This is a genomic window from Cupriavidus sp. MEYA8, assembly GCF_059278825.1.
Map to the genome: position 1 here is coordinate 794,614 of NZ_CM181222.1, position 25,337 is coordinate 819,950.

At 62.8% G+C, this 25,337-nt stretch carries 27 protein-coding genes and 2 pseudogenes; 15 read left to right on the top strand and 14 right to left on the bottom strand.

The window, feature by feature from the left end; translation table 11 throughout:
* Window positions 1–244: 244 nt before the first annotated feature.
* Window positions 245–1,168, top strand: a complete 924-nt coding sequence (locus tag AC5WJ1_RS20695; RefSeq protein WP_133093389.1) for a LysR family transcriptional regulator — start codon at window positions 245–247, stop codon at window positions 1,166–1,168.
* Between the two features lie 11 nt (window positions 1,169–1,179).
* Here the strand turns inward: AC5WJ1_RS20695 and AC5WJ1_RS20700 are convergent, their stop codons facing one another.
* Entirely contained in the window at window positions 1,180–1,698 is a 519-nt protein-coding gene (locus AC5WJ1_RS20700) for an Lrp/AsnC family transcriptional regulator (RefSeq protein WP_133093390.1), read from the bottom strand.
* A gap of 171 nt (window positions 1,699–1,869) precedes the next feature.
* Here AC5WJ1_RS20700 and mdeB point away from each other — a divergent pair, with 171 nt between their 5' ends.
* The gene (mdeB, locus tag AC5WJ1_RS20705; RefSeq protein ID WP_494476937.1) at window positions 1,870–4,572 is read left to right on the top strand and encodes an alpha-ketoglutarate dehydrogenase; all 2,703 of its coding nucleotides are present in this window, start codon (window positions 1,870–1,872) and stop codon (window positions 4,570–4,572) included.
* A gap of 40 nt (window positions 4,573–4,612) precedes the next feature.
* Here the strand turns inward: mdeB and AC5WJ1_RS20710 are convergent, their stop codons facing one another.
* Window positions 4,613–5,050, bottom strand: coding sequence for a MerR family transcriptional regulator (locus tag AC5WJ1_RS20710; RefSeq protein WP_133093392.1), 438 nt, complete (start codon window positions 5,048–5,050; stop codon window positions 4,613–4,615).
* Window positions 5,051–5,113: 63 nt separating this feature from the next.
* On the opposite strand from AC5WJ1_RS20710, the gene AC5WJ1_RS20715 reads away from it, so the two are divergent.
* The 5 genes from AC5WJ1_RS20715 (at window position 5,114) to AC5WJ1_RS20735 (ending at window position 9,712) form a co-directional block, all read left to right on the top strand.
* Window positions 5,114–5,401, top strand: a complete 288-nt coding sequence (locus AC5WJ1_RS20715; RefSeq protein WP_240745760.1) for a DUF2188 domain-containing protein — start codon at window positions 5,114–5,116, stop codon at window positions 5,399–5,401.
* A 278-nt stretch (window positions 5,402–5,679) separates the two neighbouring features.
* A complete protein-coding gene (locus tag AC5WJ1_RS20720; protein ID WP_133093393.1) occupies window positions 5,680–6,525 on the top strand; it encodes a TauD/TfdA dioxygenase family protein in 846 nt (281 codons plus the stop codon).
* Window positions 6,526–6,557: 32 nt separating this feature from the next.
* Window positions 6,558–7,616 (top strand): beta-keto acid cleavage family enzyme, encoded by a 1,059-nt coding sequence (locus AC5WJ1_RS20725; RefSeq protein ID WP_133093394.1) that lies wholly within the window; start codon window positions 6,558–6,560, stop codon window positions 7,614–7,616.
* 66 nt (window positions 7,617–7,682) lie between these two features.
* Window positions 7,683–8,684 carry a tripartite tricarboxylate transporter substrate binding protein gene (locus tag AC5WJ1_RS20730; RefSeq protein WP_133093395.1) on the top strand — a complete coding sequence of 334 codons (1,002 nt, stop codon included), beginning with the start codon at window positions 7,683–7,685 and terminating at the stop codon, window positions 8,682–8,684.
* Window positions 8,685–8,740: 56 nt separating this feature from the next.
* Entirely contained in the window at window positions 8,741–9,712 is a 972-nt protein-coding gene (locus AC5WJ1_RS20735) for a quinone oxidoreductase family protein (RefSeq protein ID WP_133093396.1), read from the top strand.
* Here AC5WJ1_RS20735 and AC5WJ1_RS20740 read toward each other — a convergent pair.
* The 5 genes and pseudogenes from AC5WJ1_RS20740 to dkgB all read right to left on the bottom strand — a co-directional run.
* Complete coding sequence (locus AC5WJ1_RS20740; protein WP_133093397.1) at window positions 9,699–10,781, bottom strand: AraC family transcriptional regulator; 1,083 nt, start codon at window positions 10,779–10,781, stop codon at window positions 9,699–9,701. The two genes, AC5WJ1_RS20735 and AC5WJ1_RS20740, sit on opposite strands and share 14 nt — an antisense overlap.
* 241 nt (window positions 10,782–11,022) lie before the next feature.
* A complete protein-coding gene (locus AC5WJ1_RS20745; RefSeq protein ID WP_135703515.1) occupies window positions 11,023–11,679 on the bottom strand; it encodes a DUF799 domain-containing protein in 657 nt (218 codons plus the stop codon).
* Window positions 11,676–12,095 carry a DUF4810 domain-containing protein gene (locus tag AC5WJ1_RS20750; RefSeq protein WP_133093420.1) on the bottom strand — a complete coding sequence of 140 codons (420 nt, stop codon included), beginning with the start codon at window positions 12,093–12,095 and terminating at the stop codon, window positions 11,676–11,678. The genes AC5WJ1_RS20745 and AC5WJ1_RS20750 overlap by 4 nt, the downstream gene beginning before the upstream one ends.
* Before the next feature lie 28 nt (window positions 12,096–12,123).
* Window positions 12,124–12,750 carry a CsgG/HfaB family protein gene (locus tag AC5WJ1_RS20755; RefSeq protein ID WP_133093421.1) on the bottom strand — a complete coding sequence of 209 codons (627 nt, stop codon included), beginning with the start codon at window positions 12,748–12,750 and terminating at the stop codon, window positions 12,124–12,126.
* Window positions 12,751–13,042: 292 nt separating this feature from the next.
* Window positions 13,043–13,219, bottom strand: a pseudogene (dkgB, locus tag AC5WJ1_RS20760) (2,5-didehydrogluconate reductase DkgB); the annotation flags it as partial.
* Window positions 13,220–13,282: 63 nt separating this feature from the next.
* On the opposite strand from dkgB, the gene AC5WJ1_RS20765 reads away from it, so the two are divergent.
* Window positions 13,283–14,209 carry a LysR family transcriptional regulator gene (locus tag AC5WJ1_RS20765; RefSeq protein ID WP_135703514.1) on the top strand — a complete coding sequence of 309 codons (927 nt, stop codon included), beginning with the start codon at window positions 13,283–13,285 and terminating at the stop codon, window positions 14,207–14,209.
* Window positions 14,210–14,319: 110 nt separating this feature from the next.
* A complete protein-coding gene (locus tag AC5WJ1_RS20770) occupies window positions 14,320–14,661 on the top strand; it encodes a zinc ribbon domain-containing protein YjdM (protein ID WP_133093400.1) in 342 nt (113 codons plus the stop codon).
* Window positions 14,662–15,353: 692 nt separating this feature from the next.
* Here the strand turns inward: AC5WJ1_RS20770 and AC5WJ1_RS20775 are convergent.
* Together AC5WJ1_RS20775 and AC5WJ1_RS20780 are read right to left on the bottom strand one after the other, a co-directional pair.
* Window positions 15,354–15,728, bottom strand: coding sequence for a hypothetical protein (locus AC5WJ1_RS20775; RefSeq protein WP_494476938.1), 375 nt, complete (start codon window positions 15,726–15,728; stop codon window positions 15,354–15,356).
* A 148-nt stretch (window positions 15,729–15,876) separates the two neighbouring features.
* Complete coding sequence (locus AC5WJ1_RS20780; protein WP_010812830.1) at window positions 15,877–16,080, bottom strand: cold-shock protein; 204 nt, start codon at window positions 16,078–16,080, stop codon at window positions 15,877–15,879.
* 789 nt (window positions 16,081–16,869) lie between these two features.
* On the opposite strand from AC5WJ1_RS20780, the pseudogene AC5WJ1_RS20785 reads away from it, so the two are divergent.
* From AC5WJ1_RS20785 to AC5WJ1_RS20805, 5 genes and pseudogenes are all read left to right on the top strand, one after another.
* A pseudogene (locus tag AC5WJ1_RS20785) lies at window positions 16,870–17,598 on the top strand (S1 family peptidase).
* Between the two features lie 465 nt (window positions 17,599–18,063).
* Window positions 18,064–18,339, top strand: coding sequence for an isochorismatase (locus AC5WJ1_RS20790; protein WP_135703999.1), 276 nt, complete (start codon window positions 18,064–18,066; stop codon window positions 18,337–18,339).
* A 17-nt stretch (window positions 18,340–18,356) separates the two neighbouring features.
* Window positions 18,357–18,578, top strand: a complete 222-nt coding sequence (gene infA / locus AC5WJ1_RS20795; protein ID WP_135703512.1) for a translation initiation factor IF-1 — start codon at window positions 18,357–18,359, stop codon at window positions 18,576–18,578.
* A gap of 1,234 nt (window positions 18,579–19,812) precedes the next feature.
* Entirely contained in the window at window positions 19,813–20,043 is a 231-nt protein-coding gene (locus AC5WJ1_RS20800) for a hypothetical protein (RefSeq protein ID WP_240745759.1), read from the top strand.
* 206 nt (window positions 20,044–20,249) lie between these two features.
* Complete coding sequence (locus AC5WJ1_RS20805) at window positions 20,250–20,534, top strand: hypothetical protein (protein WP_135703998.1); 285 nt, start codon at window positions 20,250–20,252, stop codon at window positions 20,532–20,534.
* An 89-nt stretch (window positions 20,535–20,623) separates the two neighbouring features.
* Here the strand turns inward: AC5WJ1_RS20805 and AC5WJ1_RS20810 are convergent, their stop codons facing one another.
* The 4 genes from AC5WJ1_RS20810 to AC5WJ1_RS20825 all read right to left on the bottom strand — a co-directional run bounded on the left by AC5WJ1_RS20810 (window position 20,624) and on the right by AC5WJ1_RS20825 (window position 22,506).
* Complete coding sequence (locus tag AC5WJ1_RS20810; RefSeq protein ID WP_135703509.1) at window positions 20,624–20,866, bottom strand: hypothetical protein; 243 nt, start codon at window positions 20,864–20,866, stop codon at window positions 20,624–20,626.
* A gap of 50 nt (window positions 20,867–20,916) precedes the next feature.
* Entirely contained in the window at window positions 20,917–21,186 is a 270-nt protein-coding gene (locus tag AC5WJ1_RS20815) for a GTP cyclohydrolase (protein ID WP_135703508.1), read from the bottom strand.
* Window positions 21,187–21,533: 347 nt separating this feature from the next.
* Window positions 21,534–21,770, bottom strand: a complete 237-nt coding sequence (locus AC5WJ1_RS20820; RefSeq protein ID WP_135703506.1) for a hypothetical protein — start codon at window positions 21,768–21,770, stop codon at window positions 21,534–21,536.
* Window positions 21,771–21,987: 217 nt separating this feature from the next.
* On the bottom strand, window positions 21,988–22,506 hold the full coding sequence (locus AC5WJ1_RS20825; protein ID WP_135703505.1) for a hypothetical protein: 519 nt from the start codon (window positions 22,504–22,506) through the stop codon (window positions 21,988–21,990).
* A gap of 964 nt (window positions 22,507–23,470) precedes the next feature.
* Between AC5WJ1_RS20825 and AC5WJ1_RS20830 the strand changes: the two genes are divergently transcribed.
* Window positions 23,471–24,328, top strand: coding sequence for a transglutaminase-like domain-containing protein (locus AC5WJ1_RS20830; RefSeq protein ID WP_135703504.1), 858 nt, complete (start codon window positions 23,471–23,473; stop codon window positions 24,326–24,328).
* A 6-nt stretch (window positions 24,329–24,334) separates the two neighbouring features.
* On the opposite strand, the gene AC5WJ1_RS20835 is transcribed toward AC5WJ1_RS20830, so the two are convergent.
* Entirely contained in the window at window positions 24,335–24,652 is a 318-nt protein-coding gene (locus AC5WJ1_RS20835; protein WP_135703503.1) for a hypothetical protein, read from the bottom strand.
* Between the last annotated feature and the right edge of the window lie 685 nt (window positions 24,653–25,337).

A 25,337-nucleotide genomic window follows, 5' to 3' on the forward strand; every position in this document is an offset into this window, starting at 1 on the left:
GCGCGATCGGCGCGAGCGGCCTGCGCCCGGCCGGCTGTCTCCGTTGTGTTCCTTGAGTGTTCCTTGATACGGATCTGTTGCTGCACCGCAGCTTGCAATCGAGTGTAGCGACGCCGCGGAACCGGCGTCCAATATCGTTTGCCGCGCGATCGATAAGCGCTGTTTATCGACCCACCCGGCGCGCGCGGTTGCCCGGGGGGCGCGCGGCGCACTAAGATGTGGCTCCCGCATCCCCGCTGACCCCATGGAACTGCGCCGCATCCGGCACTTCGTCGTGCTGGCCGAGACCCTCAATTTCCGCCGCGCGGCAGAGCGCCTGCATATCGCCCAGCCCGCGCTGACGGTCTCGATCCAGAAGCTCGAGTCCGAGCTCGACGCCACCCTGTTCGTGCGCGAGCCGCGCGGCGTCACGCTGACCGAGACCGGCCGCGCCGCGCTGGCCGAGGCCCGGCGCATCCTGTTCCACGCCGGCCAGTTCAGCGAGCTGGTGCAGTCGGCCAGCAGCGGCATGGCCGGCATCTTGCGGGTGGGCTTTGTCGGCACCACGACCTCGCACCTGCTGCCACGGCTGGTGACGCGCTTCCGCAATGAATACCCCGGCGTCGAACTGGTGCTGCGCGAAGCGACCTCGACCCGCATCATGCAATGGCTGGAAGACGAGGCGCTGGACGTGGGCCTGGTGCGCACGCCGCTGCTGACGCCGGGCAATACCGCGCTGGCGCTGCTGGAGCGCGACCGCTTTGTCGCCGCCCTGCCGCGCAGCCACCCGCTGGCGGGCAAGCCCGCGCTGACGCTGGCCGACCTCGCGCAGGAGCGCTTTGTCATGTACGAGCAGGCCGAAGCGTCGGGCCTGCGCAGCGCCGCGCTGTCGGCGTGCCAGGTGGCCGGCTTCCAGCCGCGCGTCACGCAGGAGGCCACGCAGGTGCAGACCGTGCTGGCGCTGGTGGAGAGCGGGCTGGGCGTGGCCCTGGTGCCGTCGATCATGCAGCGCTTTGCCAACGACCGCATGGTGATCCGCGACCTGGCGGGTTATCCGGACAGTGCCGGTATCGGCCTGGCGCTCACCTGGCTGCCGGCGCACGACACCCCGGTGGTTCGGCATTTCCGCGAGGTGGCGTTGTCGGAATTCGCGGTGGATGGCGGCAACGAGGAGCGTGGCGCGCCGTAGCCCGCAGCAGGCTATTCGCCCTCTTCTTCCGCCAGGCTCAAGGTCAATCCGCCCGCCGGCAGCGGCAGCGCCGTGCGGTACCGCACCTGCTTCAGCGCGAAGCTCGACCGGATATTGGACACGCCAGGGATCTTGGTCAGCTGCTCCAGGATAAAGCGCTCCAGGCTCTGCATGCTGGGCACGACAACGCGCAGCAGGTAGTCCGCATCGCCGGTCATCAGGTAGCACTCCATCACTTCGGGCCGCTTGTCGATTGCCGCCTCGAAGCGGCGCAGCGCGTCTTCCACCTGTTTTTCCAGGCTGACCTGGATAAACACATTGATGCGCAGGCCCAGCGCCTCGGCATTCAGCAATGTGACCTGCTGCTTGATCAATCCCATTTTCTCCAGCGCCTTGACGCGGTTGAAGCAAGGCGTCGGCGACAGGTTCACGGCGCGCGCCAGCTCGGCATTGGTGATGCGGGCGTTCTGCTGCAGCTGGTTGAGGATGGCGATATCGATGCGATCGAGCCTGAGCGAGGTGTCGTTCATGATGTAACAATTCCGGATTTTGGCATCTATTGAGAATTTTTATACTGTGATACCCGCTTCTGGCAAGGAAATTCAGACACATTCTCTGCGGCTCCAGGCGTAATCTTGTTGGCATCGGCGAGCGTGACTGACATGCCGCCACAGACAAGCAACATGGACAGGAGCGGTGCCATGACCAACCTGGCAAACGGTGTGCAATCGATGCTCGCGCTGCCTTCGGCCAACGAGGACAGCGATCCCCAGGAAACGCGCGAATGGCTGGACGCGCTCGAAGGCGTGCTGGCGCATGCCGGCAGCGCGCGCGCCAGCTTCCTGCTGCGGCGCCTGGCGGCGCATGCCGCAGCGCAGGGCCTGCCGCCGCCCGGCGCCGGCCCGAGCGCCTATGTGAATACCATCCCCGTGCAGGCGCAGCCGCCCTACCCTGGCGACCTGGAGATCGAAGCCCGGCTGGGCGCCGCGCTGCGCTGGAATGCGTTGGCCATGGTGGTGCGCGCCAACCGCGCCTATGGCGAACTGGGCGGCCATATCGCCAGCTATGCCTCCGCGGCCGATCTGTTCGAAGTCGGATTCAACCACTTCTTCCGCGGCGACAGCGCCGAACAGGGCGGCGACCTGGTCTACTTCCAGCCGCACTCGGCCCCCGGCGTCTACGCCCGCGCCTACCTGGAGGGTTTCCTCGACGAGACCCACCTGCAGCACTACCGGCGCGAGATCGGCGGGCCGGGCCTGTGCTCCTACCCGCATCCCTGGCTGATGCGGGACTTCTGGCAGTTCCCGACCGGCTCGATGGGCATCGGCCCCATCAATTCGATCTACCAGGCGCGCTTCATGCGCTACCTGCAGAACCGCGGGCTGCAGCCGGCGTCGTCGCGCAAGGTCTGGGGCTTCTTCGGCGATGGCGAGATGGACGAGCCCGAGTCGATCGGCGCATTGTCGCTGGCCGCGCGCGAGCAGCTCGACAACCTGGTCTTCGTCATCAACTGCAACCTGCAGCGGCTCGACGGGCCCGTGCGCGGCAACGGCCGCATCGTCGATGAGCTCGAAGCGCTGTTCGCCGGCGCCGGCTGGAACGTGATCAAGGTGCTGTGGGGCTCGGACTGGGACGAGCTGTTCGCCCGCGACCGCTCCGGCGCGCTGGTGCGGGCCTTCGCGCAGACCGTCGACGGCCAGTTCCAGACCTTCTCCGCCAACGACGGCGCCTACAACCGCGAGCATTTCTTCCAGCAGAACCCCGAGCTCGCCGCACTCGCCGCGCACCTGAGCAACGACGACATCGACCGCCTGCGCCGCGGCGGCCACGACCTGCGCAAGCTGCACGCCGCCTACACACGCGCCATGGGCCACCGCGGCCAGCCCACCGTGATCCTGGCCAAGACCATGAAGGGCTTCGGCATGGGCACGGCTGGCCAGGGGCGCATGACCACGCACCAGCAGAAGAAGCTGGAGCTGGAAGACCTGAAGGCCTTCCGCGACCGCTTCCAGCTGCCGCTGTCGGACGACGACGTCGCCAACCTGCGCTTCTACAAACCCGCCGACGACAGCCCGGAAATGCGCTACCTGCACGCACGCCGGGCCGCGCTCGGCGGCTACCTGCCGCGGCGCCGGCAGGCCGCGACCACCGCGCTCACGGTGCCGCCGTCCGGCCAGTGGGCCGGCTTCGCACTGGCCGCGGACGGCAAGGAAATGTCGACCACCATGGCCGTGGTGCGCATGCTCGGCAGCCTGCTCAAGGACGCCGCGCTGGGGCCGCGCATCGTGCCGGTGGTTGCTGACGAGGCACGCACCTTCGGCATGGCCAACCTGTTCCGGCAGGTCGGCATCTATTCGCCGCTGGGCCAGCGCTATGAGCCGGAAGACCTGGGTTCGATGCTGTACTACCGCGAATCCACCGGCGGGCAGATCCTGGAAGAAGGCATCTCCGAAGCCGGCGCGATCTCGTCATGGATCGCCGCGGCCACCGCCTACAGCGTGCACGACCTGCCGATGCTGCCCTTCTACATCTACTACTCGATGTTCGGCTTCCAGCGCATCGGCGACCTGATCTGGGCCGCTGCCGACCAGCGCGCCCGCGGCTTCCTGATCGGCGCCACCTCGGGCAAGACCACGCTCGGCGGCGAGGGGCTGCAGCACCAGGACGGCACCAGCCACCTGGCCGCGTCGACCATCCCCAACTGCCGCGCGTGGGATCCCGCCTTTGCCTATGAAGTGGCAGTGATCGTGGAGCATGGCATGCGCGAGATGGGTGAGCAGCAGCGCGACGTCTTCTACTACGTCACCGTCGGCAACGAGAACTATGCGCAGCCGTCGATGCCGCAGCCGGCCGATGCCGTGCGCGACGGCATCCTGAAGGGCATGTACTCGCTTACGCCCGAACGGCGCGATGCCAGCCAGGTCGACCTGCTCGGCGCGGGCGCCATCCTGCCCGAGGTGATCGCCGCCGCGCGCCTGCTCGAAGACGACTGGGGCGTGGTGGCGCAGGTCTGGAGCGTGACCAGTTTCACCGAGCTGCAGCGCGACGCGATCGCCGTGGAACGCAGCAACCGCCTGAACGACCAGCATGCCCGCTCGTATGTCGAAACAGCGCTGGCAGGGTCGAACGGCCCGGTGATCGCCGCCACCGATTATGTGCGCGCGGTGCCGGAGCTGATCCGCGCGTGCGTGCCGGGGCGCTATGTCACGCTGGGCACCGACGGCTTCGGGCGCAGCGACACGCGGCAGGCGTTGCGCGCGTTCTTCGAGGTGGACCGCCATTCTGTCGTGGTCGCGGCGCTGCGGGCGCTGGCCGATGACGGCAAGCTGCCTTCCGATGTCGTGCGCGCGGCGCGGGAGCGCTATGGCAAGTCGGGGGACAAGGCCGCGTCGTGGCAGGCGTGACACGCCGCATGCCCTGACCTTCTCGGTCAGCAGGCTTGCGTCACCGGCCCCGCAATGCCGCGGCGCGCCCGTTTTCCGGGTTGCCGTTCGCAGACAAGGTGTTCATCAAGGGGCAGCAATCCTCGGTGCCATTGGCGTGGCATTGTCCGATCAGGATCTTTAGTTCCGCGCGCATCCCGCGCAAATCCCTAAGCCTTTCCTCCACCAGGCTGAGCTTGCGCTCGGCCAGTGCTCGGGCCGTGCTGCACCGGCCATGCTTCTGCTGCAGCAGTCCCCGGATCTCATCCAGCGTGAACCCGAGCGACTGTGCCTGGCGGATGAAATGCATCCGCTGCAGGCTCTGTTGCGAATACTGGCGAATTGCGCCATGGGCGCGCTCTGGCACCGGCAGCAGCCCGCAGCGATGGTAGTACCGTACCGTCTCCACGCCAACGCCAGCCGCCTTGGCCAGCTTCCCGATCGTCAGTGTTTGCTCCATCGCTTGACTCCGTACCTTGGTACGGACCTAGCCTATGCCAAACCCGCCTTTAAGTGAAGGGGATTGCATTTCGACCGCAGAATGACGGCGGCCGCCTTACGTAGCGGTATCTCTAAAAAGGTCATCATGCAATCGCGCATCATTCGTGTTCTGCCCGCGGAACATGGCTGGACATTGGAATTCAGCGGCCTCGATATCAAGCCCCAGCGGTTTCCGACCATGGAAGCGGCAATCGCGGCCGGCTGGAACGTGGCCAGGCGGCATCAGGCCGAATTGCATATCCATCGTCTTGACGGGGATGTGCATCTGCGCAGCCCGTTCGGCGACAAGCAACAGAAGCCGGAGCAGTGATGCCGCGCAGCGGCGGCGGCCGCGTGCGTGATGCAAGGCCATATCACTAGCGTGCGCCGGAAAGCGAGCCTTTTGCACAGATCTCGCGAGGAAAGGTCAGCAGTCGATACGTGGCCTTGATCAAGCGGCACGCCGCCAGGCGAAGCGCGCTCCGCATGTCCCAAATTAACAAACGAATGTCCCCGTAAAGCAAGCGGGTCCGCTTCGATCGCCCGATACTCCATCTCCAAGCAGGCCCTGAACCTGTACGCAGATCCAATCACTGCTGGAGACATGACATGGAGATCAGGCAGATCACCCCGGCCATCGGTGCCGAAATCACGGGCATCCATCTCGGCGACGCGGCGCGCGATCCCGCGCTGTTCGCCGACATCAAGGCAGCGCTGCTCAGGCATCGCGTGCTCTTCTTCCGCAAGCAGGACATCACGCGTGCCGAGCACGTGGCGTTCGCCAGCGCCTTCGGCAAGCTGGAAGACCACCCCGTGGTCGGCAGCGATCCGGATCATCCTGGCCTGGTGCGTGTCTATCGCAGCGACAACCCGCACAGCTACGAGAACAACTACCACTGCGACGGCCTGTGGCGTCCCAATCCGGCCATGGGCGCGGTACTGCGCTGCATCGAATGCCCCGACATCGGCGGCGACACCATCTGGGTCAACATGGTGAAGGCGTATGAGGAACTGCCCGACGACATCAAGGCGAAGGTCGACGGGCTTCGTGCCCGCGCCAGCATCGAGCAGAGCTTCGGCGCGGTCATGACGCCCGAGGCGCGCGCGAAGCTCGCGCAGGACCATCCGCCCGTGGAGCATCCGGTCGTGCGCACGCACCCGGAAACCGGCGAAAAGGTGCTGTTCGTCGGTGCCGGCTTCTCGACCTACTTCACCAACTACAGCACGCCGGCCAATGTGCGGCACGGCATCGACAAGGCGCCCGGCGCGGCCCTGCTGCTCAACTACCTGATCAGCCGCGCCACCATTCCCGAATACCAGGTGCGCTGGTCGTGGCAGCGGGGCGACGTCGCCGTGTGGGACAACCGCTGCACGCAGCACTACGCGCTCAACGACTACTTTCCCGCGCCGCGCAAGATGGAGCGCGCAGCCATCGTCGGCGACATCCCCTACTGAACCGAAGCCGCCTTCCGACCCGGAGACTCCCCATGAACTTCCTCGACGGCCACCTCTTTCCCGAAAACCAGCAGCCGCTGATCATCACGGCCGCACCGTATGCCCCCGGCTGGCTGCCTTCCGATTTCCCGGAAGACATTCCGGTCACCATGGAGGCACAGATCCAGAAGGCCGTGGACTGCTACAACGCCGGCGCCACCGTGCTGCACCTGCATGTGCGCGAACTGGACGGCAAGGGCTCCAAGCGCCTGTCCAAGTTCAACGAACTGATTTCCGGCGTGCGCGCCGCGGTGCCCGACATGATCATCCAGGTGGGCGGCTCGATTTCCTTCGCGCCGGAGGATGAAGGGCAGGCAGCCAAGTGGCTGTCGGACGACACCCGCCACATGCTGGCCGACCTGGATCCCACGCCGGACCAGGTCACGGTGACGGTCAATACCTCGCAGATGAACGTCACCGACCATGCGGAAGACGCTGACTTCCACGGCACCTCGCGCCAGGACATGGCGCTCTTCGACGCCTACAAGAACATGACGGTGCCCGCCAATCCGGGCTGGGTGGAAGAGCATGTGCGCCGGCTGACCGCCGCCGGCATCCAGAGCGAATTCCAGTGCTACAACATCAACAGCCTGGAGTCGGTGGAGCGGCTGATGCGGCGCGGTTTCTACAAGGGCCCGCTGAACATCAACTGGGTGGCGATCGGCGGCGGCATGGACACGCCCAGCGTCTACAGCCTGGCCAACTTCATGCGCGCGGTGCCGGACGGCGCGGTGGTGACGGTCGAGAGCAATGTGCGCAACGTGCTGCCGGTCAATACCATGGGCATTGCCATGGGCCTGCACGTGCGCTGCGGCACCGAGGACGTGCTGTGGAACCCGCGCCGCACCGCAAAGCAGGGATCCGTGGACCAGATCGAGCAACTGGTGCGCATCTCCCGCGAACTGGGCCGTGACATCGCCACCGCCAAAGAGGCGCGCGAGATCTGCCGGATCGGCGTGTTCTACGACACGGTGGAAGAGTCGCTGCGGGCCAACGGCTTCGCGCCCAACCGCAACGGCGCTACCCAGGGCTTCCTGCGCAAGACCCAGTAAGCCGCACTCCCCCGCCGACACGGCCCGCCGACAGGGCCGAGGGGACACAGAGAAACGGAGACAAACATGAAACGCTTCCCCCAGACCCGGCGCCGCGCGGTCGTGCTCGCGCTTGCCCTCGGCGCACTGCTGCCGGCCGCCCAGGCGGTGCGCGCCGCGCCGGCCACCGAGTGGCCGACCAAGCCGGTGCGGATACTCGTCGGCGCGCCCCCCGGCGGCACCGCTGACATCCTGGCACGGCTCTTTGCCCATGAACTGCAACGGCCGCTCGGGCAGCCCGTGATCGTCGACTACAAGTCCGGCGCGGCGGGAACCATCGCCGTGCAAAGCCTGCTGTCCGCGCCGCGTGACGGCTATACGCTGCTGCTGATCCAGAAGGGCATCGCCTCGGAGGTGCCGCAAGCGATCAAGGTGTCCTACAACCCGTTCAAGGACATCGTCCCGCTGGTCCAGCTCACGCGCCAGGGCCTGGTCCTGGTCGGCAATCCCGGTCTTCCCGCGAAGAACCTCGCCGAGCTGGTCACGTACGTAAAGGCGAATCCGGGCAAGGTCGATATCGCGAACTTCGGCATCGGCCTGCGCGGCCACACCATCGGCGTCCAGTTCAACCGGCTGGCGGGGCTCGATACCGGCGCGGTCAGCTACAAGGGCTCGCCGCCCGCGCTGCAGGACATCATGGGCGGGCAGGTTCCGCTGATGTTCGACGGTCCGGCGACGTCCATGCCGTTCATCAAGGCGGGCAAGCTGCGGGCCTTCGCGGTGGCCTTCCCGCAGCGGCTCGCCGCGCTGCCGAACGTTCCCACGTTTGCCGAGCTGGGCTATCCCGACCTGAGCGAGGTGGGCTGGATGGGGCTGTGGGCGGCGCCGGGCGTGCCGCCGGCAGTGGTCGCCAAGGTGCGCGAGGCCACGCTCGCGGCCATGAAATCGCCCGCGCTGCAGCGCAAGATCGAAGAGCTGGGCATGGAGATCGGCACGCCGGCCACTACGGATGAGCTTGCCAGAGACGTGCGCGAGTCCTACGAGCGCCAGGGCAAGCTGCTGCGTTCGATTCAGTTCAAGCCGGAATGACGGCAGCCGGGGCGCCTGCCTCGGCCCTGCCAGCACAATCCCTGTCAGGAGACAGCATGAAAGCAGTACGAGTACTACCGCGCGCGGAGGGTGGCCAGCTGGCCGTGCAAGATATCCCCACGCCGCAACCCGGCCCCGGCGAGGTGCTGGTGCGCGTACGCGCATCCGGCATCAACTATGGCGAAATCAAGTACATGCGGGAACACCGCACCGGTGCCCCGATGACCGCCGGCGTGGAATTCGCGGGCGAGGTCGCCAGCGTCGGCGCGCAGGTCCGCGGCTGGCGCGAAGGTGACCGGGTGATGGGCCATGGGCGTGGCTGTCATGCCCAGTACGTCATCGCGGCGCCGCTGGCGCTGATGCCGGTGCCGCCGGAGGTATCGTGGGTCGACGCGGCCGCATTCCCCAATGTGTTCATCACCGCCCATGACGCGCTGGTCAGCAACGGCGAGCTCAAGGCCGGCGAGACGGTGTTCATCAACGGCGCCTCGGGCGGGGTCGGCATGGCCGCGGTGATGGCCGCCTCCGCGCTTGGCGCGAAGGTGATCGCATCGTCGCGCTCGGCGGCCAAGCTGGAGCGGCTGGCAGGCTATGGCGTCGATGTCGGCGTCAATGCATCGAGCGAATCGCAGGTCGAGGCCATCATGGCCGCCACCGACGGGCGTGGCGTCGACGTCATCATCGATACCATCGGCGGCACGGTCTTCGAAGACCACATCAAGAGCCTGGCGGTCAAGGGCCGGCTGGTGAACCTGGCGCGCCTCGGCGGCGCCAGTACGGCCCAGGTCGATCTCAACTTGCTATGGCTTAACCGGCTGAAGCTGATCGGCGCCACCTTCCGCACGCGCACCGAGGCCGAACGCCTCGCCTGCGTGCAGGCCTGCGCGCGCGACCTGATGCACTTCTTCCGCGAAGGCAAGCTGCGCCTGCCGATCGACCGCACCTTCCAGATGGATGCGATCGGCGAGGCCTATGCCTACATCGAGCGCAGCCAGCATATGGGAAAAATCGTGCTTATTGCCGACTGACGGCAGTTCCCGCGCGCCGGCGCCCCGTGCCAGCGCGCTCCGCTGCTGGCTGGCCACCCGACACGGCTGCCTGCAAGCGCCATTGCGTGACGCTGCAGCCGAAGCTCGCGCGAAACCAATGGCTGAAACTGCTCTGGTTCGAGAATCCGAGCAGCCCCGCGATCTCGCCGAGCGGCAGGTCGCTCTCCTGCAGGTGCCGTTTGACCAGCTCGGTACGAACCTCGTCGAGCAAGTCCGAGAAGGTCAGCCCATCGACGATGAGATGGCGATGCAGCGTGCGGCGGTCCACCCGAAGATGCCGCGCCACCTGCTGGGCGGTACAGCGTCCGCCGGGCAACAGCGCCATGATCAGCTCGCGGCACGCCTCGCGCATGCCCTCGCCGCGCTGGCGCAGCGATGCCTCGAGGTAGTCCCGTGCCAGCTGGATGGCCCCGGAATGGTCGGGCGTGCGCGGCGTGTCCAGGTCGGCCGTCGCGCAGACCATGCCATTGAACGACTGGTTGAACATCGGGTTGCGGCCGAAGAATGCGCGGTGCGCCGCCATATCCGCCGGCGGCCGGTGCGTAAAGCAGACCTGCTGCGGCCGCCACTGCGGCCCGATCAGCTCGCGCAGGATCCGGAACATCATGGCGACGCTCAACTCCATCGCCTGCCGCGTTGGCGCGCCCGGCCCCGGCAGCAGGTCTTCGCGGATGACCACGGTCTGCCCGGTCTCCTCGATGCGCATGACCAGCGAAGTGCTGATCAGCTTCAGGTAGCGGCACAAGGCATCGAGCGCCTGCCTCGGCGATGGCTCCTCCTTCAGCACCAGGCTGATCGGCCCCAGGTTGGAAAGCGTGCGGCGCGCCGCCAGCCGCAGCGCAAAATCCTCCGTACCGGTGGCGCTGGCGGCCAGCTCCAGCAACTCGCGCAGCGCCTGGCTGGGAATCAGCGCCTGCGGGTCCCTGAGCAGCCGCGCGGACAGCCCGGCCTTGCGCAGCAAGGCCCCGGGATCATGCCCGAGCGACTCCGTCAGCTCGATGAAGCCACTCAGGCTGGCGCTGCGGACAAGTCTTCCGACGTTTTGCATGGCGAGGACCCGGCGCGCGCGGGGACTGCGCCGGTGCATTCGTGTGAGTCGATGGGGGCGCTGCGGGACGGGGGTCGCGCACGCGGGTGCGTGCAGTATGCCTCAAACGGAGGCCTGGGACCGGCGAGTGGGGAGCGTTGGAGATTTCAAGACACGCGATCAAGGCACGGGACCAAGGCACCAGATCAGGAGAGATCGCATGGTCGGACCGGCACATGGCACCGGTCCGTTTTGCCTGAGGTCAGTCAGACTGGTACTTGGGCGAGCGCGGCCCGTAGAGAATGCCGGCAGGCTGGCCGGCAGACAGCAGCCGGTAGCTGGCGGTGCCCGCCACACTGTAGCTGGCATCGAACGTGTGGTTCATGACCTGCGTCACCGCCGCATTGATGAGCATGCCGATCAGTCCGCCGCCACCGCTGGAGCTGTCGGTGGCTGACACGGCCGTACCGCTCCACAGGACGTCGCCCGTCTTGAGATCGACCAGCTTGGCGTTGGCGGCCACGCGGGTCACGCTGCTGATGATCTGGTATTTCGAACCATACTCGGTGACGGTCACGTACAGCGCGGCGTCGGCCCCGAAGATCTGGCGCAGCTTGGCCACCGGCACGGAATGGATGTCAGCCGGCACGGTCAGGCCGTTCTGCCGGAACGTCTCTTCAACCACTGCGACCGGCAACACGTAGTAGCCCGATTCCGCCAGCGGGACCGTCGCTTGCGACAGCATGGCATAGGTGGCCTTGACGTCCGGCGACTCGTTCAGCGGCGGCAGCACCACGATCGAGCGGGGACGGCTGGCCTTGAACGCGGAGTAGTCCACCTGCTTGTTCTGCACCGCGCAACCGGCGAACAGCAGCACGACACCCACGCTGGCGATATAGGTCAGGATCCGGCGCATCATTTGGCACTCCCTGCCGCGGGCGCGGCCTTGGCGGCGTCCGCCTTGATTTCAGTGCGGCTGTCGCTCTTGACGTTACGCAGCAGGAAATCCATGTACGGCGTGGCTTCGGGGAAAAGGGTTTTCTCGGTCTGGAATGCGCTGACCATCTGGTCCGGCTTGCCAAGGTTGAGGTACAGCATGCCAAGCTGGGCATGGTAGCCCGGCGGCACGGCGCCGCCCTTGGCCTGGATCTTCTGCAAGCCCGCTTCCAGCGCCGTAACTTGCGCCTCCCGGGACTCGCCCTTGAAATATTCGTAGACCTGGGCCTGGTACCCCTCCCACTGATACATGGGCTGTGGGGCCGCGCAGCCGGCAAGCAGGATACTGCCAGCGACAGACCATAACGCTGCCCTGCGCAGCGTGACCGTTTGCATCATCATTGTTTTCATTTTGGTAATGGAATGGTTATCTCTGACCCGGGTTCCACGCCCCGTTCTCGATGGCAGCCACGAGGTTGTTGATGGCCTCGCGCATGGCCAGGTCCATGACCTTGCCGTTCAGCGTCGAGTCATAGCTGGCGGTGCCGCCGAAGCCGATCACTTCGCGGTTCGACAGCGTGTATTCACCCGCGCCCTGGGTTGAATAAACCACTTCCGAGGTCGAGATGTTGATGATGTTCAGGTTGACCTTGGCATAGGCCACCTGGGATTTGCCCCGGCCAAGGATGCCGAACAGCTGCACGTCGCCGACTTCCTTGCGGCCAAATTCGGTGATGTCGCCGGTGACGACAAAGTCCGCCCCCTTCAGGCGCTGCGCCTGGTTCTTGATGGTTGCCTCGCGCCTGATCTCGTCCAGGTTTTCACGCTCCAGCACGTTGAAGCGGTTGGTCTGCTGCAGGTGGGTGACCAGGCTGGTCTTGGCCTGGCCGCTCAGGCGATCGATGCCGTCCGAAAAAACACCACGCATGTAGTTCGAGCGGTTGTCGAACTTGCCTACCGCAATAGGCGTGCGCACGCCGTTGTACGGGCGGCTGGCGCTTTCCACCTTCTGGACCGGCAACGCGGTCGAGGATTCGGTGGCGCAGCCAGCCATGCCAAGCGCGGCAACGACGGCGAGCAGGCAGCAAGTCTTGGTTTGTTTCACTGATTTCTCCTGGTTTGCAGTGGGGACGCGGCGGCTATTATGGCGCGGCGGCGCCCGGGCCGCGACTGGTGGCACAGCCGGCGGCGTCATTCCGGGAGGAAAGAGGGAGGGAGGTGTATCCGGCCAGCTACAGCGACCGGCCGCAGGAGGGAGCTGGAGGTAGAGAAGCCCCTGCAATGGCGGGGTTCAGGCTGCGGCCGGGGCCAGCGCGGGGGAATCGGTGAGGCCTTGCGCAACGCCGCCGAAGGGCGTTCGCGAGCAGGTTGCTGGCGAGGTTCTCGCACCTGGTGGACGACGGGATCACCGAGTAGCCGAGTTGCAGCGCCCAGGCCAGCACTACCGGGCCGGCGTCGCCTGGTGCCGCTGCGCGATCGCGCCGATCACCGGGTACGCCAAGCACCTTGCCGCACGCCAGTGTGCCCGCTTTACTTTCGCTCAAAAAGTCGTCTATAAACCAGACTGTCTTGATTTCAGATCAACAATGAACATCACGCTCGACGAAATCCAGGCGTTTGCGACCGTGGTCGACACCGGCTCGATCACCGCCGCCGCGCAGCAGCTGGACCTGACCGTGTCGGCCACCAGCCGCACGCTCGCGCGGCTCGAGGAAAAGCTGAAAACCACGCTGCTGCGCCGGACCACGCGCCGCCTGGAATTGACCGAGGAAGGCCGGGCATTCCTGCAGAATGCGCGGGCGATCATCGACTCGGTCGAAAGCGCCGAGGAACAGATGCTGGCGCGGCGCGAGAAGCCGTCCGGGCGCTTGCGGGTCGACGCCGCGACGCCGTTCATGCTGCACGTGATCGTGCCGCTCGTGCGCGGCTACCGCGAGCGCTATCCGCAGGTGGAACTGGAGCTGAACAGCAACGAAGGCATCATCGACCTGCTCGAGCGGCGCACCGACGTGGCGATCCGGATCGGCCGCCTGAAGGATTCGACGCTGCATAGCCGGCTGATCGGCAATAGCCGGGTGCGCATTCTCGCCAGTCCCGCCTATCTCGACGCACATGGCCATCCGCGCAAGGCCGACGACCTTGGCGGGCATGCTCTGCTCGGCTTCAACCAGCCCGAGTCGCTGAACGTGTGGCCGATACTTGGCGCGGACGGGGAACCGTACCGGATCGCGCCGGCCGTGTGGTCGTCGAGCGGTGAAACGCTCCGGCAACTTGCGCTCGACGGCTCAGGCATCGTCTGCCTGTCGGATTTCATGACCGCGCAGGACCGCGAGTCCGGGCGCCTCGTGCAGGTCCTTGCGCGCCAAACGCAGGACGTGCGGCAGCCGGTGCATGCGGTCTACTACCGCAACACGGCGATTTCATCGCGGATCGCGTCGTTCGTCGAGTATCTGATCGAAGTGCTCGGCAGCGGAAGCGCCGCGCGCGGGGCGCCGGCGTGGACGGACCGGTAACCTCGCGCTCAAGCCCGGTGGCACCCTGGCTGGCCCAGTTGTCGTACTCAGCCTGGCCGCCGAACCGGCCGGTATACTTCCGGCCTTCACCAGGTACCCAAGGATTATCCATGAGCGCGTTACCCTCCTGCCCGAAATGTCATTCCGAGTTCACCTATGAGGATGGGGGTCTCTATATTTGCCCGGAATGCGCTCATGAATGGTCGGCGCAGGCATCGGCACCGGCCGAAGCGGAAGCCCGGGTTTATCGCGATTCAGCCGGCAACGTATTGCAGGATGGGGATACCGTCACAGTCATCAAGGATCTCAAGCTGAAGGGATCGGCCGGTGTGGTCAAGATGGGCACCAAGGTGAAGAACATTCGCCTGGTTGACGGTGACCACGATATCGACTGCAAGATCGATGGCTTTGGTGCCATGAGCCTGAAATCGGAGTTCGTCAGGAAGGTGTGACGGGATCGAGATTGCGCTTCGCCCGCAAGGCGCGGAGACCGATGCCTATCTGGGGCTCATCAATGCCATCGATCCCGACAGGAGGTTTCCTCCGATGCATGACCAACGTGTCGACGATGGCACCCGAGATGCCCCTGCCGCGGCTTCCGCGCTGCTGACGAAGCTCTCGCCGGTCCAGCATGAAGCACTGGCTGTCTGTCGGGAACAAAGTATGGAAAGCTCAGCTTTTGGCCCCTATCAATCAGCCTGAAACCGTTGTGCCGTATGGGTTTCCGGGAAACCTTCCAACTCATCGGGAGGTTCGCTTTTCGGGCCAATTTGCCGAGAGTTCACGCATGCTGGCACCTGAGCCAGAACGGGAACATAGTTTGGAAAACCTGGCGACACCTTCACGGGTACAGACTTCCGGACCACCCGTCTTGCACTGCCGAACGGCAGCTTGCGCTCCCCAACTTGCTTTGCTTTCGGTGCCGTCGATTATCAGCGCAAGCTTCCAACGTCGGCCACGATCGGAATATAGCGGAAAGGAGACGCGGCGTCCCTCCTTCGCCGGCGCGGCCTGGGTCTCGCGAGGGGGCGGCCATCAGGAAGGGTAGCAGAACATTGATGGCTTGATCGCGGCGCAGAACACTACTGGCCCCCAGCCACCTCACCCCTCGCTCTGCGCGGCATGGCCGACCGTATCAATCGCTCTAGCCGGGCCAGCGTCGCTGTGGCGGCTTTGCGCTATTGCCGGTTCCCACGGGTCTGAGTTCCCCCTCCAATGGCAATGCATCCGGATCCAGCAGATGCTCTCCCTCGGTGGCCTTCTCATAGAGATGATCTCGTACGACCTGGCCGATCGCGATTCGACACAGCACTTCGGAGGTCTGGTCAGTTGCCGACGGCAGATTGCTATCGGTGCTTCGTACGGCAAAAGAACGTCTTCCCGTGCCGAAAAAGCTGGTGAACTGGATGCCCCCGGCATGAGTGCTGTCGCGGAAGCTGACAGACACGTGATAGGCAAGGCCCTTGCCATCGGCGAACAGCGTGCAGAGAAAACTGGATGGCGAGGTTGCGTTGTGCATGACTGGCGATCCTGGAGTTTCGGGGGAGTCTCCGACTTCAAGACCTGTTTCCGACTCTACTCCTTCCGCACCCATCACGGTGAACCAATAAAGAAAAAGCCCCGCCGGCTTTCCTGGCGGGGCTTCTTGCGCACCTTGAACGGTCGGCTTAGATCGGTTCGATCTTGGTCGCGGCCGGGCCCTTCTGGCCTACGCCAGCCACATAGCGCACTTTCTGGCCTTCCTGGAGCGACTTGAACCCGTTCCCCTGAATCTCGGAAAAATGAGCGAACAGGTCGTTTCCGCCTGCATCAGGCGTAATGAAGCCAAAACCCTTTGAATCGTTAAACCACTTTACAGTACCGGTTTCCATGTGAGGACCCCTTAAGAATTCTCGCCGAGCCGAAAAAGCGGGCGAGGCATGACAATCAAGGAGGAAACATGGAGAGAAAGTGGCGCCGCCGGGGCGTGTACCTAACGCTTCGAGGTTACGCTTGAAGATCCTGCATTTATTCTTATACAGGCATGCCGCATCGCGGTCAATGAAGATCTCACGGCGATCGATACGTACTCGCCAGGTCCGTCACAAGCCAATGCGCTGAAGACGTCCGAGAAAGAGTGCCGGATTGTTCCGCGATGCATGCTACAGTGGTACGCCTTCAGCACAAGAGGTCGGTATGTTTCTCTGCGCAAACTGTCTCGCTGTGGCGAGTGACGCCTCCGGTGCCCCTGGACATCTCGGGTTGCGCATCATCGATACCCGTCGAAGCAAGATGCCTCGGTCGGTCACGAGCACGATCAGTACATTCCGCTGCTCGGACTGCAGCGCAATCTGGAGCTACCGTGAAGCAAAGGACAGCGGTCCGCAAGGCTGGTCGCTGGTGCCGTGCGAAAAGACCGGCGATGGTGGCTGATACGCCGAGCCACATGCTGCAGACTTGCACAGATACGGAGAGACATGACCGGTCTCTTGCACCGTCTACACTCCCGCCATCACAACCTTTTGGGTCGTCGTGCCTTGGGTGACAGCACAAGCCTGTAGTCGATGGATGCCAACGCCAACACATATTTTTCAGGCAAGGACCGCGATCGAACTGGGCGGCGCTGAACCGCGGTGCATTCCGACTATGCTGTTGAGCGAGCAGAGGGGGACCACCGAATCATGATCGAGCCAATCCTGCTGGCCGTCACGTGCGTTGCCACATTCGAAGCTCAACAGGCAAAGACCAACGCCACCGGCTTTTTCTTCAAACGAGGCCAGCGACTGTTCATTGTGACAAGCCGGCACGTGCTGATCGACGAGCCGACAAGACACTTCCCGACCGGATCGAGACAGAGCTGCACGTCAATCCGGACAACTTGGCGGAGTCCATCGGCTTCTCAATTCCACTGTATCGCGACGGCAAGAGTGTTTGGCGCGATGGGCTCGATGGCGGCGGCGGCATCGACGTGGCCTTGATCGAACTCGACCGTACCGTTCTGCCGTCGAGCGGTCTACCGTGCCTTTACGCCGGCCCACCTTTACCGGCCACACGAACGCATCGAAGCAGGCACTCCGGTGCTGAGCGTCGGCTTCCCGCTGGGTTTCCATGACACGCTTCATCATCTGCCCGTCGTACGCCAGGAAGTCATCTCGTCCTCGTTCGGCATGCGCTTTCAGGGGCATGGCTACTTCCTGACCGATGCGAGGACGCATCGCGGCACAAGTGGAGCACCGGTGGTCATGCGCATACCCAGGATCGATGCATCCACGCGCGCGCTGCCGGGGATGCTGCTCGGCACCCATTCGGCCAGACTGGACGTGGGCTCGCGGGACTTTGAACTGGACGAAGCCTTGGGCTTGAATTCCGCCTGGTATGCCGACATCCTACTGCCCCTGACCGAGGCATGATCCGGTAAGGCGATCGGACCTGATGGATTCGGCACTCCATGGAATTACCCCGGATGCGCGGTACCCGCCGGCCTAGGACGCACCCTCCAGGCAGGAAATCCCCGCAGGTGGTACCATGCGTTTGTGTCGACACCAGTCGATGCCCAATGCGCCGTCCGCCAGACATCATCATTAGAAGAGTATTAGCGGCAGCACGGGCGTACACCCGAACCTTTCGCGGCAACAATCGGCCGCAATCATCTCCGACCCGCGGCGCGTCCGCTCCGTAACCAGCGCGCATGTACTAGGCGTACTGGCTAGCGCAAGCACGGTCAATCCCACGCCAGTTTCTCCGCCTGCGATGGCACGCGGGACGCGACACTGGCTTTTGCAATGGCAACCGATCGCCGGGCACGCACGTACCACACCAAATGGGAACGCTGGACATGCCCTCCGGAATCGAGCGCCTTCCGAACAAGCAACAATTTGAATCCCAGCATTACTCCGTTCACCGTTTCGGTTTACCCCATCCAACAAGAGCCCGGCGTCTGGTTCGCGAACTACATGATCTCCGAGTATAAGGACGGCGCTGAACGCATCGTCGCCAACGTCTCGATGCGGCATGCCACGCACCATACGGAAGCCAAGGCCAGGCAAGCCGCCCGTAGCGCAGGGGAAAGCGCAGTGGCACACATACGCCTGCAACCATCCCCGCATCGGCAAGCTGCAACCCATTCCACGCTACCGCGTGGCACTCGCTGAATCAGAAAGGAGCGTCCTTGGCTAAAGAAGAACTGGTGGAATTTGGCGGAAAGGTTTCGGAAGTCCTTCCGGATAACCGCTTTCGTGTCACCCTGGAGAATGGCTTCGAGGTTTGGGCCTATTCGTCCGGGCGGCTCAAGAAGAATCGCATACGTATTCTTGCCGGGGATCGTGTCACGCTCGAAATGTCGCCATACGATCTGACAAAGGGACGCATCAACTATCGCCACAAGTTCTGAGCGAATGCGGCGTTTCCACGTTCCCGAAATGGCGACCACCGTTGACACCACCTCGGTATAGGACCATCTTTGTCTTCGTCCAGGTACACGAGAGCGCAACCTCTGGATCCACATAGCACTCCAATCCACGCAGCAACAATACATGGCGTAAGCCAATAGGATCCGAGGTGCGAGATGCAACGAGACAAGTCTTTGCTGGACAGAATCCTCTTGGCGCTACGAGCCGAGATCCAGGCCTCGATGACCGACGTCCAGCTTGGCAAGGCTCTTGCAATGTCGACCCTTCCAGGCTAGCCCACCATCTCCTGCTCCTGCAGGACCATAGACTGGTGGAGAAGACCCCAAATATGGCGTGGCGCCTGACGTGGAACGGCCACGATCGAGCAGACGCCAGCCTGAAGTCTTAGCTCGCTGGCGCCAGGCGTGGTTACTGAACGACGCGCGGAACGGCTGCTCTGGCAGAATATCCCCATGAGCCAGCATCCCTTTGCAACCGCACCGGCCGTTACCGTGTAGCGATATCCAACCCTGGCGCGAACCGTCGCTTGGCGCCAGCGCTGTGCATGATCCGCATGGGTCATGGCAACCGCTCCGCAGGTCATGGCGCTCTCGAGCGGCTCTCCTTACAAGACAGCGTCATGCCGATCCGAGTGCGCAGAACAATACTACGCCGCCTTGGGTAGACCGCTTGCAGATTCGCGCGATAGTCTCATTGACTACGGTTGGAAAGCTCCGTATAACTACTGAGCAGGATCTTCAAGCAGCCATGCCACCTGCGTTGAAACGTCGGCCTCTACGGGGCGACCGTCATCAATGCCGCCTCCTTGATCTTCTCGCTGCGCCCTACTTACTGAGGCGTAGATTGCCGCAAGACACAACGCGAAGCGTGCGAATCCATATGCCAGCCAGGGTCTGCGAGAGCCCACTTCTTTTCTATTGAGCCATTCCTCATCGGGGATCGCTGAACCACTGACTGTAGAGAAACGCTATTCGTTTACGAGGGGGGGCGTGTGTTGGCAGTTTACTCTTCCAGTTTTATCCTATTTGTCCTCTCTCAGCTATTTGATTGGCGACAACGACGAAGCGAAATACCGAGCAGAATGCTCCATTGGCTCAGTGTGTTCGCCTATTCCACATCATTACTGGTGATGGTATGTGCTGTTGCAAAGATGCTCACTGACGAGCGTTCGCCATGCAAGCACGAATGAGTTGGCTGTGCCAGGAGTATCGAGGCATGTACATACACGTCGCGGCATTCGAGTCTCCCCGCGAGTGTGTTCGAACTGGCGCTCCCGGGCCGAAATGGCGCTATATGATGGCCATCCGTTACACAGCGAATCGGGACGATCGAATGCTCTGTGAATCATTCGACGAAGAGGATGATTACTACACGCGCGCGGCCGCGGAGCAGGCTGCCGTCCACTATGGAAAATTCGCTGTCGATATTATTCATGACCTGATCTGAGGCGTCGCCGCGTATCGCCATGGAAAGGTAAAAATTCCATGAGCGTTCACAGCGAATAAGAATTGTCGTGCACTAGCGGCCTTTATTTAGATCGAATATGAAGAACATAAAGTAATGCCATAGTGGATAGTCAAAAATCCTGATGAAATACCTTAACGCCATCACGAAAAGCGCATACGGGAACAAACCATACTTGGAGTGAAATGATGGACAACTATCCTGCAGCAAACTGTAAGGGCTTTGATATCTACCCGTTGGTCTATAAATTCGACGCACCTCGCAAATGGCACGAGCGCCGGCCAGACCGCTCATACAGTGCGTCCGTGGTCATCTGTCGGGAAGGTCAGCCACCTAGTGGAAATAACGCGCGGGTGTTCCACGTTCCAGATATGCACTGGGCTGACTTGGGATTGGCGAAGCGTGCCGCCGTACGACACGGCGAACACGTTATCGATGGCCTGGTCGCAGGTGAGTCGATCGTCGGCCTGTGATCGTAAACGCTGAGACCCTTCTTCGGACATACACTTGCCTACAGACAGGCTAACCATGCACAGGTCACTCGTACGGCGGCCGTAATGCGTTATTTTCCCTCGTCCGGCACGTTGTACAGCTCGCGCAGCCGGCTGGCGAAGGGGCGGATCGCCTCCAGGCACGCGGCGCTGTTGCCGCCTTCCATGGTTGACAGACTCCAGTTGCAGCCCCCGGCATCTGCGGCATGCCAGAACACGTCGCCAAAGCAAGCGCCCTCGCATTCTGTAAATTTTTCCTGTTCCGCACGAAGCATGGCGCGTAGTTCGGCCTTGTTCTTGAGCTGTCTCGACATGATGTCCTCCCCTTCTCTTTCGATCAGAGCCCATGGCATGGCCGCCGAGACTACCTCGCCTTGACGAAGGTGGGCAAGCCGTCGATTGCGTCCCTGGCCGATGACAAGGCCAGTGCGATGGCAGTGTGCGGCGCGCTGGCGAAATGTTGGATCATGGGTGGCAGCCGTCTGCGGGAACCCATTCCTGAACTGACTTGCGTGATCGTTACGGTAGCGAGGAAGCGCAGGTGGACCAGGTCGCCACCGGGGACTGCACCGGATACGTGACGCACCCTCGCAGATACCCTGAAGCCTTTGTAGATTGCGTTGTTCTGAGACATGTCGGTCTCCTTTCATCACCGAGCATACGCGGATATGCCGGGATGTGTCCGATTTACTTTCGGCGACAAGGTAGCAATGTCATCGCGAGCCTTTGCGTCTCCATAGTCAAACGCCGCATCGAGGCTGTGGAAGTAGCCGGTACCGTCAATGAGATCGTAGGAATGTACGCTGAGAAGATCACCTCTGACGGGCCGGCGGTCCGTACGAGCGATCGAGTAGCGTACTACGTAGCCAATCGCTCCGACCAACTGGGTGGGACCGAGGTGTTGCTCAGCCTCGATCAACACTTCGTATTCACCGATCGTGACGCGTCTTTGCATATCTGACCTCAACTCCCGGCCTCCGTTCATTCATCCGGTCCAAGAACAACGTCCACGGCGGCCCGCCCTGCCAGTTCCGCCACGAGGTAAGCCCAACGTCTGGAATAAGGCCCGCCAAAGACTTTGATTCGCTTGCCAAACGCCGCGACGCCCGGCGGTCTCATGGGCCCCTCGACCTGGAACCAGACGTCGAACATGTCCTTGGCTGACATATGGAGATCGACATGGATATCGAACCCACGATACTCGGTCACGCGATCCATAGCCATCTTCAATCTTCCTGGAGTGACTTTGTCAACGTAATGCCCTACCCAGTAGGAATCGAAGCTGATCTGAGCCCGGAGCAGCAGGATCCAACCATAGGCACCTGGCGATTTGACAGCCAAACTTCCTGGTGACAGTTCGGGCTTCGCCTTTTCGTTCAGCCTGCGTAACGTACGTATCCGAGGGGGCATCGCCACGGCCGATCCGAAGCGGCAATCATAGCCATCTGAAATTCGGCATCAGGTCACTATGCTCGTCGATCCTGACGCCGCCCAGTTCCTTGATGATCTGCTTCAAGGCCTCCTTCGATTTCGAATCGCAACTGGCTATCATCAACAACGGGCCCCGTGCAGTTTGCGCATTCTGCCGCCACAACCGAAGGCGACCGATCTTGCCGCCGACCAATCCGCCGGCCCACCAGCCGATCATCGCGCCAAGCATGACAGCGCCAACATACGCAACGGCCGTGGCACCGGCGCCGACGGAGACTCCGTATCGCAAGATGACAAGCGCGCCCACAAATGCGCCGACGAAGATTCCGGCGATCGCCGCCTCTTCGCGGTACGTAGTCTGGCCGATGTCAGTCTGCGGAAATCCCTCAACTGGCTGATTGTCGCGCTGGACAAACCACGGCCCTTTGACGCGTGCTGAGGTACCGGCCAAATCGCCGATTCGCACTTGTGCCAGTCGTGCCGTGGCGATGTCTTTCAGACTGAAATACAACAGCGTACGCATGAAGTTGCCTCACGCAATCTCAGTTTCCATTTCTGGCGAGCCGGCGGATGCTTGCTTGATGACTGCGACCGATGCTCCTGATGGCCCTGGTTCGGGTGCAGGACGGTGACCGCAGGTCTGGCCAGCCTTCGTTGACAGCGCGATCCCAGTCAATCAGCAGCGTGATTGCCTGACGCCATCTGGGCGCTGCCAATCGCATGACTCCGAATCGCTGGGTGTTCCTCTTCTGCGACGTGCCTACATGGCCGTCGCGCAGAAGGCGCGTGACATGTATGATCCGGTAAGTGGTCTCTGTAGATTCTCTCGGCACGATATCTTCCTTCATTGCCTGCCAGGGTGGCATGGTGATGGCAGTGTTGAACAACTGTCACCGTTGTGGGCGCTGATCTTCCATTGCCAACGGGTAATCATTTCCACCCATATCGCATTGCTCAGGATCGTTACGGCATCTTCATCACGATGAGAGCACGACTCCGCCAACGTGAAACGCGGAAGAGCAGCAACGAAGGCGGAAGCCAACTTTGCGATCGGTTTTGCGAAGAAGAGTCTCTCTCCCCAGACATCGATTGGATCGATCCTGGCGAAAGACTGCCTTGCCTGGCTACTGGGGGATTGGGCGAACGGCGGTCGCCGCGTGGCATCTTGCATGAATGTTCCAGGAATCCCCATAAGTGACTTCAGGAGTCACCAGTCCTAAGACGTCATCGAGGGGGAGGGCCCGGAAACGAGTGATAGGCGGACCAGAAGCACTTCGCTTCTGAAACGCTACACCTAGCAGTATAGGGGGGTGATTCACACCGTCCTAACCCGCTTACAAATTGGTCAAGCAGGCGCTGCGTCACGCACCTGCGGTGCCCGCTGGCGCGGACCGCTCGCCCGCTTCTGGCGCTACACTGAATTGGATGGCCAGAGCCGTTCCCGCGGCCGACACCGTCTCCGCCTTCATGTCGACACAAGGTCAGAAATGAACCGCCTTCGGTACTCGGTGAACCTGTCCTATGAGATCCTGGATCCCACGGCAGACTTTCTGTTAATTGTCGAAGCTGCGAAAACTGCAAGACAGTCCGTTGTCTCCGAGCGTCTGGCGCTCACGCCACCGGTTCACGCCGCTCGCCACACGGATCCACTCTGCAACCGCCTGCTCAGAATACATGCGAACAAGGGCCCACTGGCCATCCGCTATGAAGCTGTGGTGGACATCGACCATCGTCTGGACGATGGCATGTCACTAACGGAGGTACCCGTCGCCGAACTCCCCTTCGATGTACTTTCGTACCTGGCGCCGAGCCGGTATTGCGAATCCGATCGCATGATGGAATTCGCCATGCGCGAGTTTGGCGCCATGCGCCCCGGCTATTCGCGCGTGTATGCGATTCGGGAGTGGGTGCGCAACCATGTGCGCTTTCTTTCGCGATCCACCAATGAGCGCACCTCGGCGATCGATACGATTGTCGAGCGCACCGGCGTATGCCGGGATTTTTCCCACCTGATGATCGCGATCTGCCGCGCCCTGAGTATTCCCGCCCGTATGTCCAGCAGCGTGGACTATGGCGCGAATCCCGCCTTGGGTGCGCCGGACTTTCACGCGGTGGTTGAGGTGTTCCTGTCAGGCGGCTGGTACCTGCTTGATCCCTCGGGGGTGTCCATTCCGACTGGCCTGCTGCGGATCGGCACCGGCCGGGATGCCGCCGACATTCCGTTTGCCGCCATATTCGGCAAGGTCGCGTCGGAGCGGCCCTTTATCGAAATCCAGCCGATAGCCGACCCGGCTGCCGGTATTGGCCTGCCACTCGCAACGACAAGCGCCATCTCTACCTGGTAACCGGCATTAGCGCGCTTCGCCTTTCATCCCCTCGATTTCCATGGCGGCGTTCCAATCTTCGTATGCTGCAATCGGTTCCATGGCCTCGTCGACGAACGATGCCGCACGTTCCGCGGCAGCGAACGGTCCCAGAAGAACATCTTCCTGACCGCCATCCTCGGTCTTCGGCGGCAGCAACATGTCTTCGAGCATCCCGCGTAGTTCCGGGGTATCCCATGGCTTGCCAAGCCTCGTTTTTCTGTTCTGATAGTGGCGAACCTCCGAGTCTTGCTCGGCGGTAAGTGGCAGGCCTCGGAACGTCGGGCCTGTGTCAGGGTGGATCATGGTGCGCCTCCCTATCGGTCGGCTTACGTTGAATGAAGAGGTATCACCTTGCGGTGATATCGCGACTTGCCAGGCACTTGCCCGGCTTACGACTTCCTCTTGGCGAGACCGTCGGTCCGGACCCGCGACTGAACCGTGCTGAACGGAGTTGTCGGTGCGAAAGGCTTCTTGGGTTGCTTTAGCTTTTTCGCTTCGCGGTTGCCGCGTAGTTGGCTTTTTGCCATGAGAACTCCTATTGTGTTGCTTGCCGGTTGGCAATCCCAGCATACGCGCTTAATCTTTGGCAAAGGGAATTATTTCGTCCAACTTCGTATGGCTCCAAGGCGTGAGAGTCCCTGTCCCTCGCATCGCGACTGAACCCTTCCGCCTCGCGCCCCAGCGCGGACGCGAGCGATACGCAGCCCATTTTCCCGTGATTGGAACAAGCGTGCGTGCCGCCCAATTTCCTGACGCCGCTGTATCCACCAGCACCGGCGGCGCCACGTAGATGAAGTCTGCCTTGCCAAGACGTCCGTCGGCCCTGGCGCTTGACGTCATTGGCTTCGGTACGATGGGGCGTAACGCCTGCGTCTCCGCACTCGCTGATCTCCGGCCCATTGAAGTACCCACGATCGGCAGAGGTTTGCAGTTTGTTCCAGCCCGAGGCCTCACCCACGACCTTCGCCACCGTGCCCAGTGACGCATG

What these genes read in the sequence shown, in the direction of transcription:
- AC5WJ1_RS20695 (WP_133093389.1), top strand. Translation starts at nt 245, where the DNA reads ATGGAACTGCGCCGCATCCGGCACTTCGTCGTGCTGGCCGAGACCCTC.
- AC5WJ1_RS20755 (WP_133093421.1), bottom strand. Translation starts at nt 12,750, where the DNA reads ATGGCTGGCTGCGCCACCGAATCCTCGACCGCGTTGCCGGTCCAGAAG.
- mdeB (WP_494476937.1), top strand. Translation starts at nt 1,870, where the DNA reads ATGACCAACCTGGCAAACGGTGTGCAATCGATGCTCGCGCTGCCTTCG.
- AC5WJ1_RS20805 (WP_135703998.1), top strand. Translation starts at nt 20,250, where the DNA reads ATGGACAACTATCCTGCAGCAAACTGTAAGGGCTTTGATATCTACCCG.
- AC5WJ1_RS20820 (WP_135703506.1), bottom strand. Translation starts at nt 21,770, where the DNA reads ATGGATCGCGTGACCGAGTATCGTGGGTTCGATATCCATGTCGATCTC.
- AC5WJ1_RS20825 (WP_135703505.1), bottom strand. Translation starts at nt 22,506, where the DNA reads ATGCGTACGCTGTTGTATTTCAGTCTGAAAGACATCGCCACGGCACGA.
- AC5WJ1_RS20710 (WP_133093392.1), bottom strand. Translation starts at nt 5,050, where the DNA reads ATGGAGCAAACACTGACGATCGGGAAGCTGGCCAAGGCGGCTGGCGTT.
- AC5WJ1_RS20745 (WP_135703515.1), bottom strand. Translation starts at nt 11,679, where the DNA reads ATGATGCGCCGGATCCTGACCTATATCGCCAGCGTGGGTGTCGTGCTG.
- AC5WJ1_RS20730 (WP_133093395.1), top strand. Translation starts at nt 7,683, where the DNA reads ATGAAACGCTTCCCCCAGACCCGGCGCCGCGCGGTCGTGCTCGCGCTT.
- AC5WJ1_RS20740 (WP_133093397.1), bottom strand. Translation starts at nt 10,781, where the DNA reads ATGCAAAACGTCGGAAGACTTGTCCGCAGCGCCAGCCTGAGTGGCTTC.
- AC5WJ1_RS20775 (WP_494476938.1), bottom strand. Translation starts at nt 15,728, where the DNA reads ATGCACAACGCAACCTCGCCATCCAGTTTTCTCTGCACGCTGTTCGCC.
- AC5WJ1_RS20700 (WP_133093390.1), bottom strand. Translation starts at nt 1,698, where the DNA reads ATGAACGACACCTCGCTCAGGCTCGATCGCATCGATATCGCCATCCTC.
- AC5WJ1_RS20735 (WP_133093396.1), top strand. Translation starts at nt 8,741, where the DNA reads ATGAAAGCAGTACGAGTACTACCGCGCGCGGAGGGTGGCCAGCTGGCC.
- AC5WJ1_RS20830 (WP_135703504.1), top strand. Translation starts at nt 23,471, where the DNA reads ATGAACCGCCTTCGGTACTCGGTGAACCTGTCCTATGAGATCCTGGAT.
- AC5WJ1_RS20725 (WP_133093394.1), top strand. Translation starts at nt 6,558, where the DNA reads ATGAACTTCCTCGACGGCCACCTCTTTCCCGAAAACCAGCAGCCGCTG.
- AC5WJ1_RS20800 (WP_240745759.1), top strand. Translation starts at nt 19,813, where the DNA reads ATGTACATACACGTCGCGGCATTCGAGTCTCCCCGCGAGTGTGTTCGA.
- AC5WJ1_RS20815 (WP_135703508.1), bottom strand. Translation starts at nt 21,186, where the DNA reads ATGTCTCAGAACAACGCAATCTACAAAGGCTTCAGGGTATCTGCGAGG.
- AC5WJ1_RS20765 (WP_135703514.1), top strand. Translation starts at nt 13,283, where the DNA reads ATGAACATCACGCTCGACGAAATCCAGGCGTTTGCGACCGTGGTCGAC.
- AC5WJ1_RS20720 (WP_133093393.1), top strand. Translation starts at nt 5,680, where the DNA reads ATGGAGATCAGGCAGATCACCCCGGCCATCGGTGCCGAAATCACGGGC.
- AC5WJ1_RS20810 (WP_135703509.1), bottom strand. Translation starts at nt 20,866, where the DNA reads ATGTCGAGACAGCTCAAGAACAAGGCCGAACTACGCGCCATGCTTCGT.
- AC5WJ1_RS20780 (WP_010812830.1), bottom strand. Translation starts at nt 16,080, where the DNA reads ATGGAAACCGGTACTGTAAAGTGGTTTAACGATTCAAAGGGTTTTGGC.
- AC5WJ1_RS20770 (WP_133093400.1), top strand. Translation starts at nt 14,320, where the DNA reads ATGAGCGCGTTACCCTCCTGCCCGAAATGTCATTCCGAGTTCACCTAT.
- AC5WJ1_RS20750 (WP_133093420.1), bottom strand. Translation starts at nt 12,095, where the DNA reads ATGATGCAAACGGTCACGCTGCGCAGGGCAGCGTTATGGTCTGTCGCT.
- AC5WJ1_RS20835 (WP_135703503.1), bottom strand. Translation starts at nt 24,652, where the DNA reads ATGATCCACCCTGACACAGGCCCGACGTTCCGAGGCCTGCCACTTACC.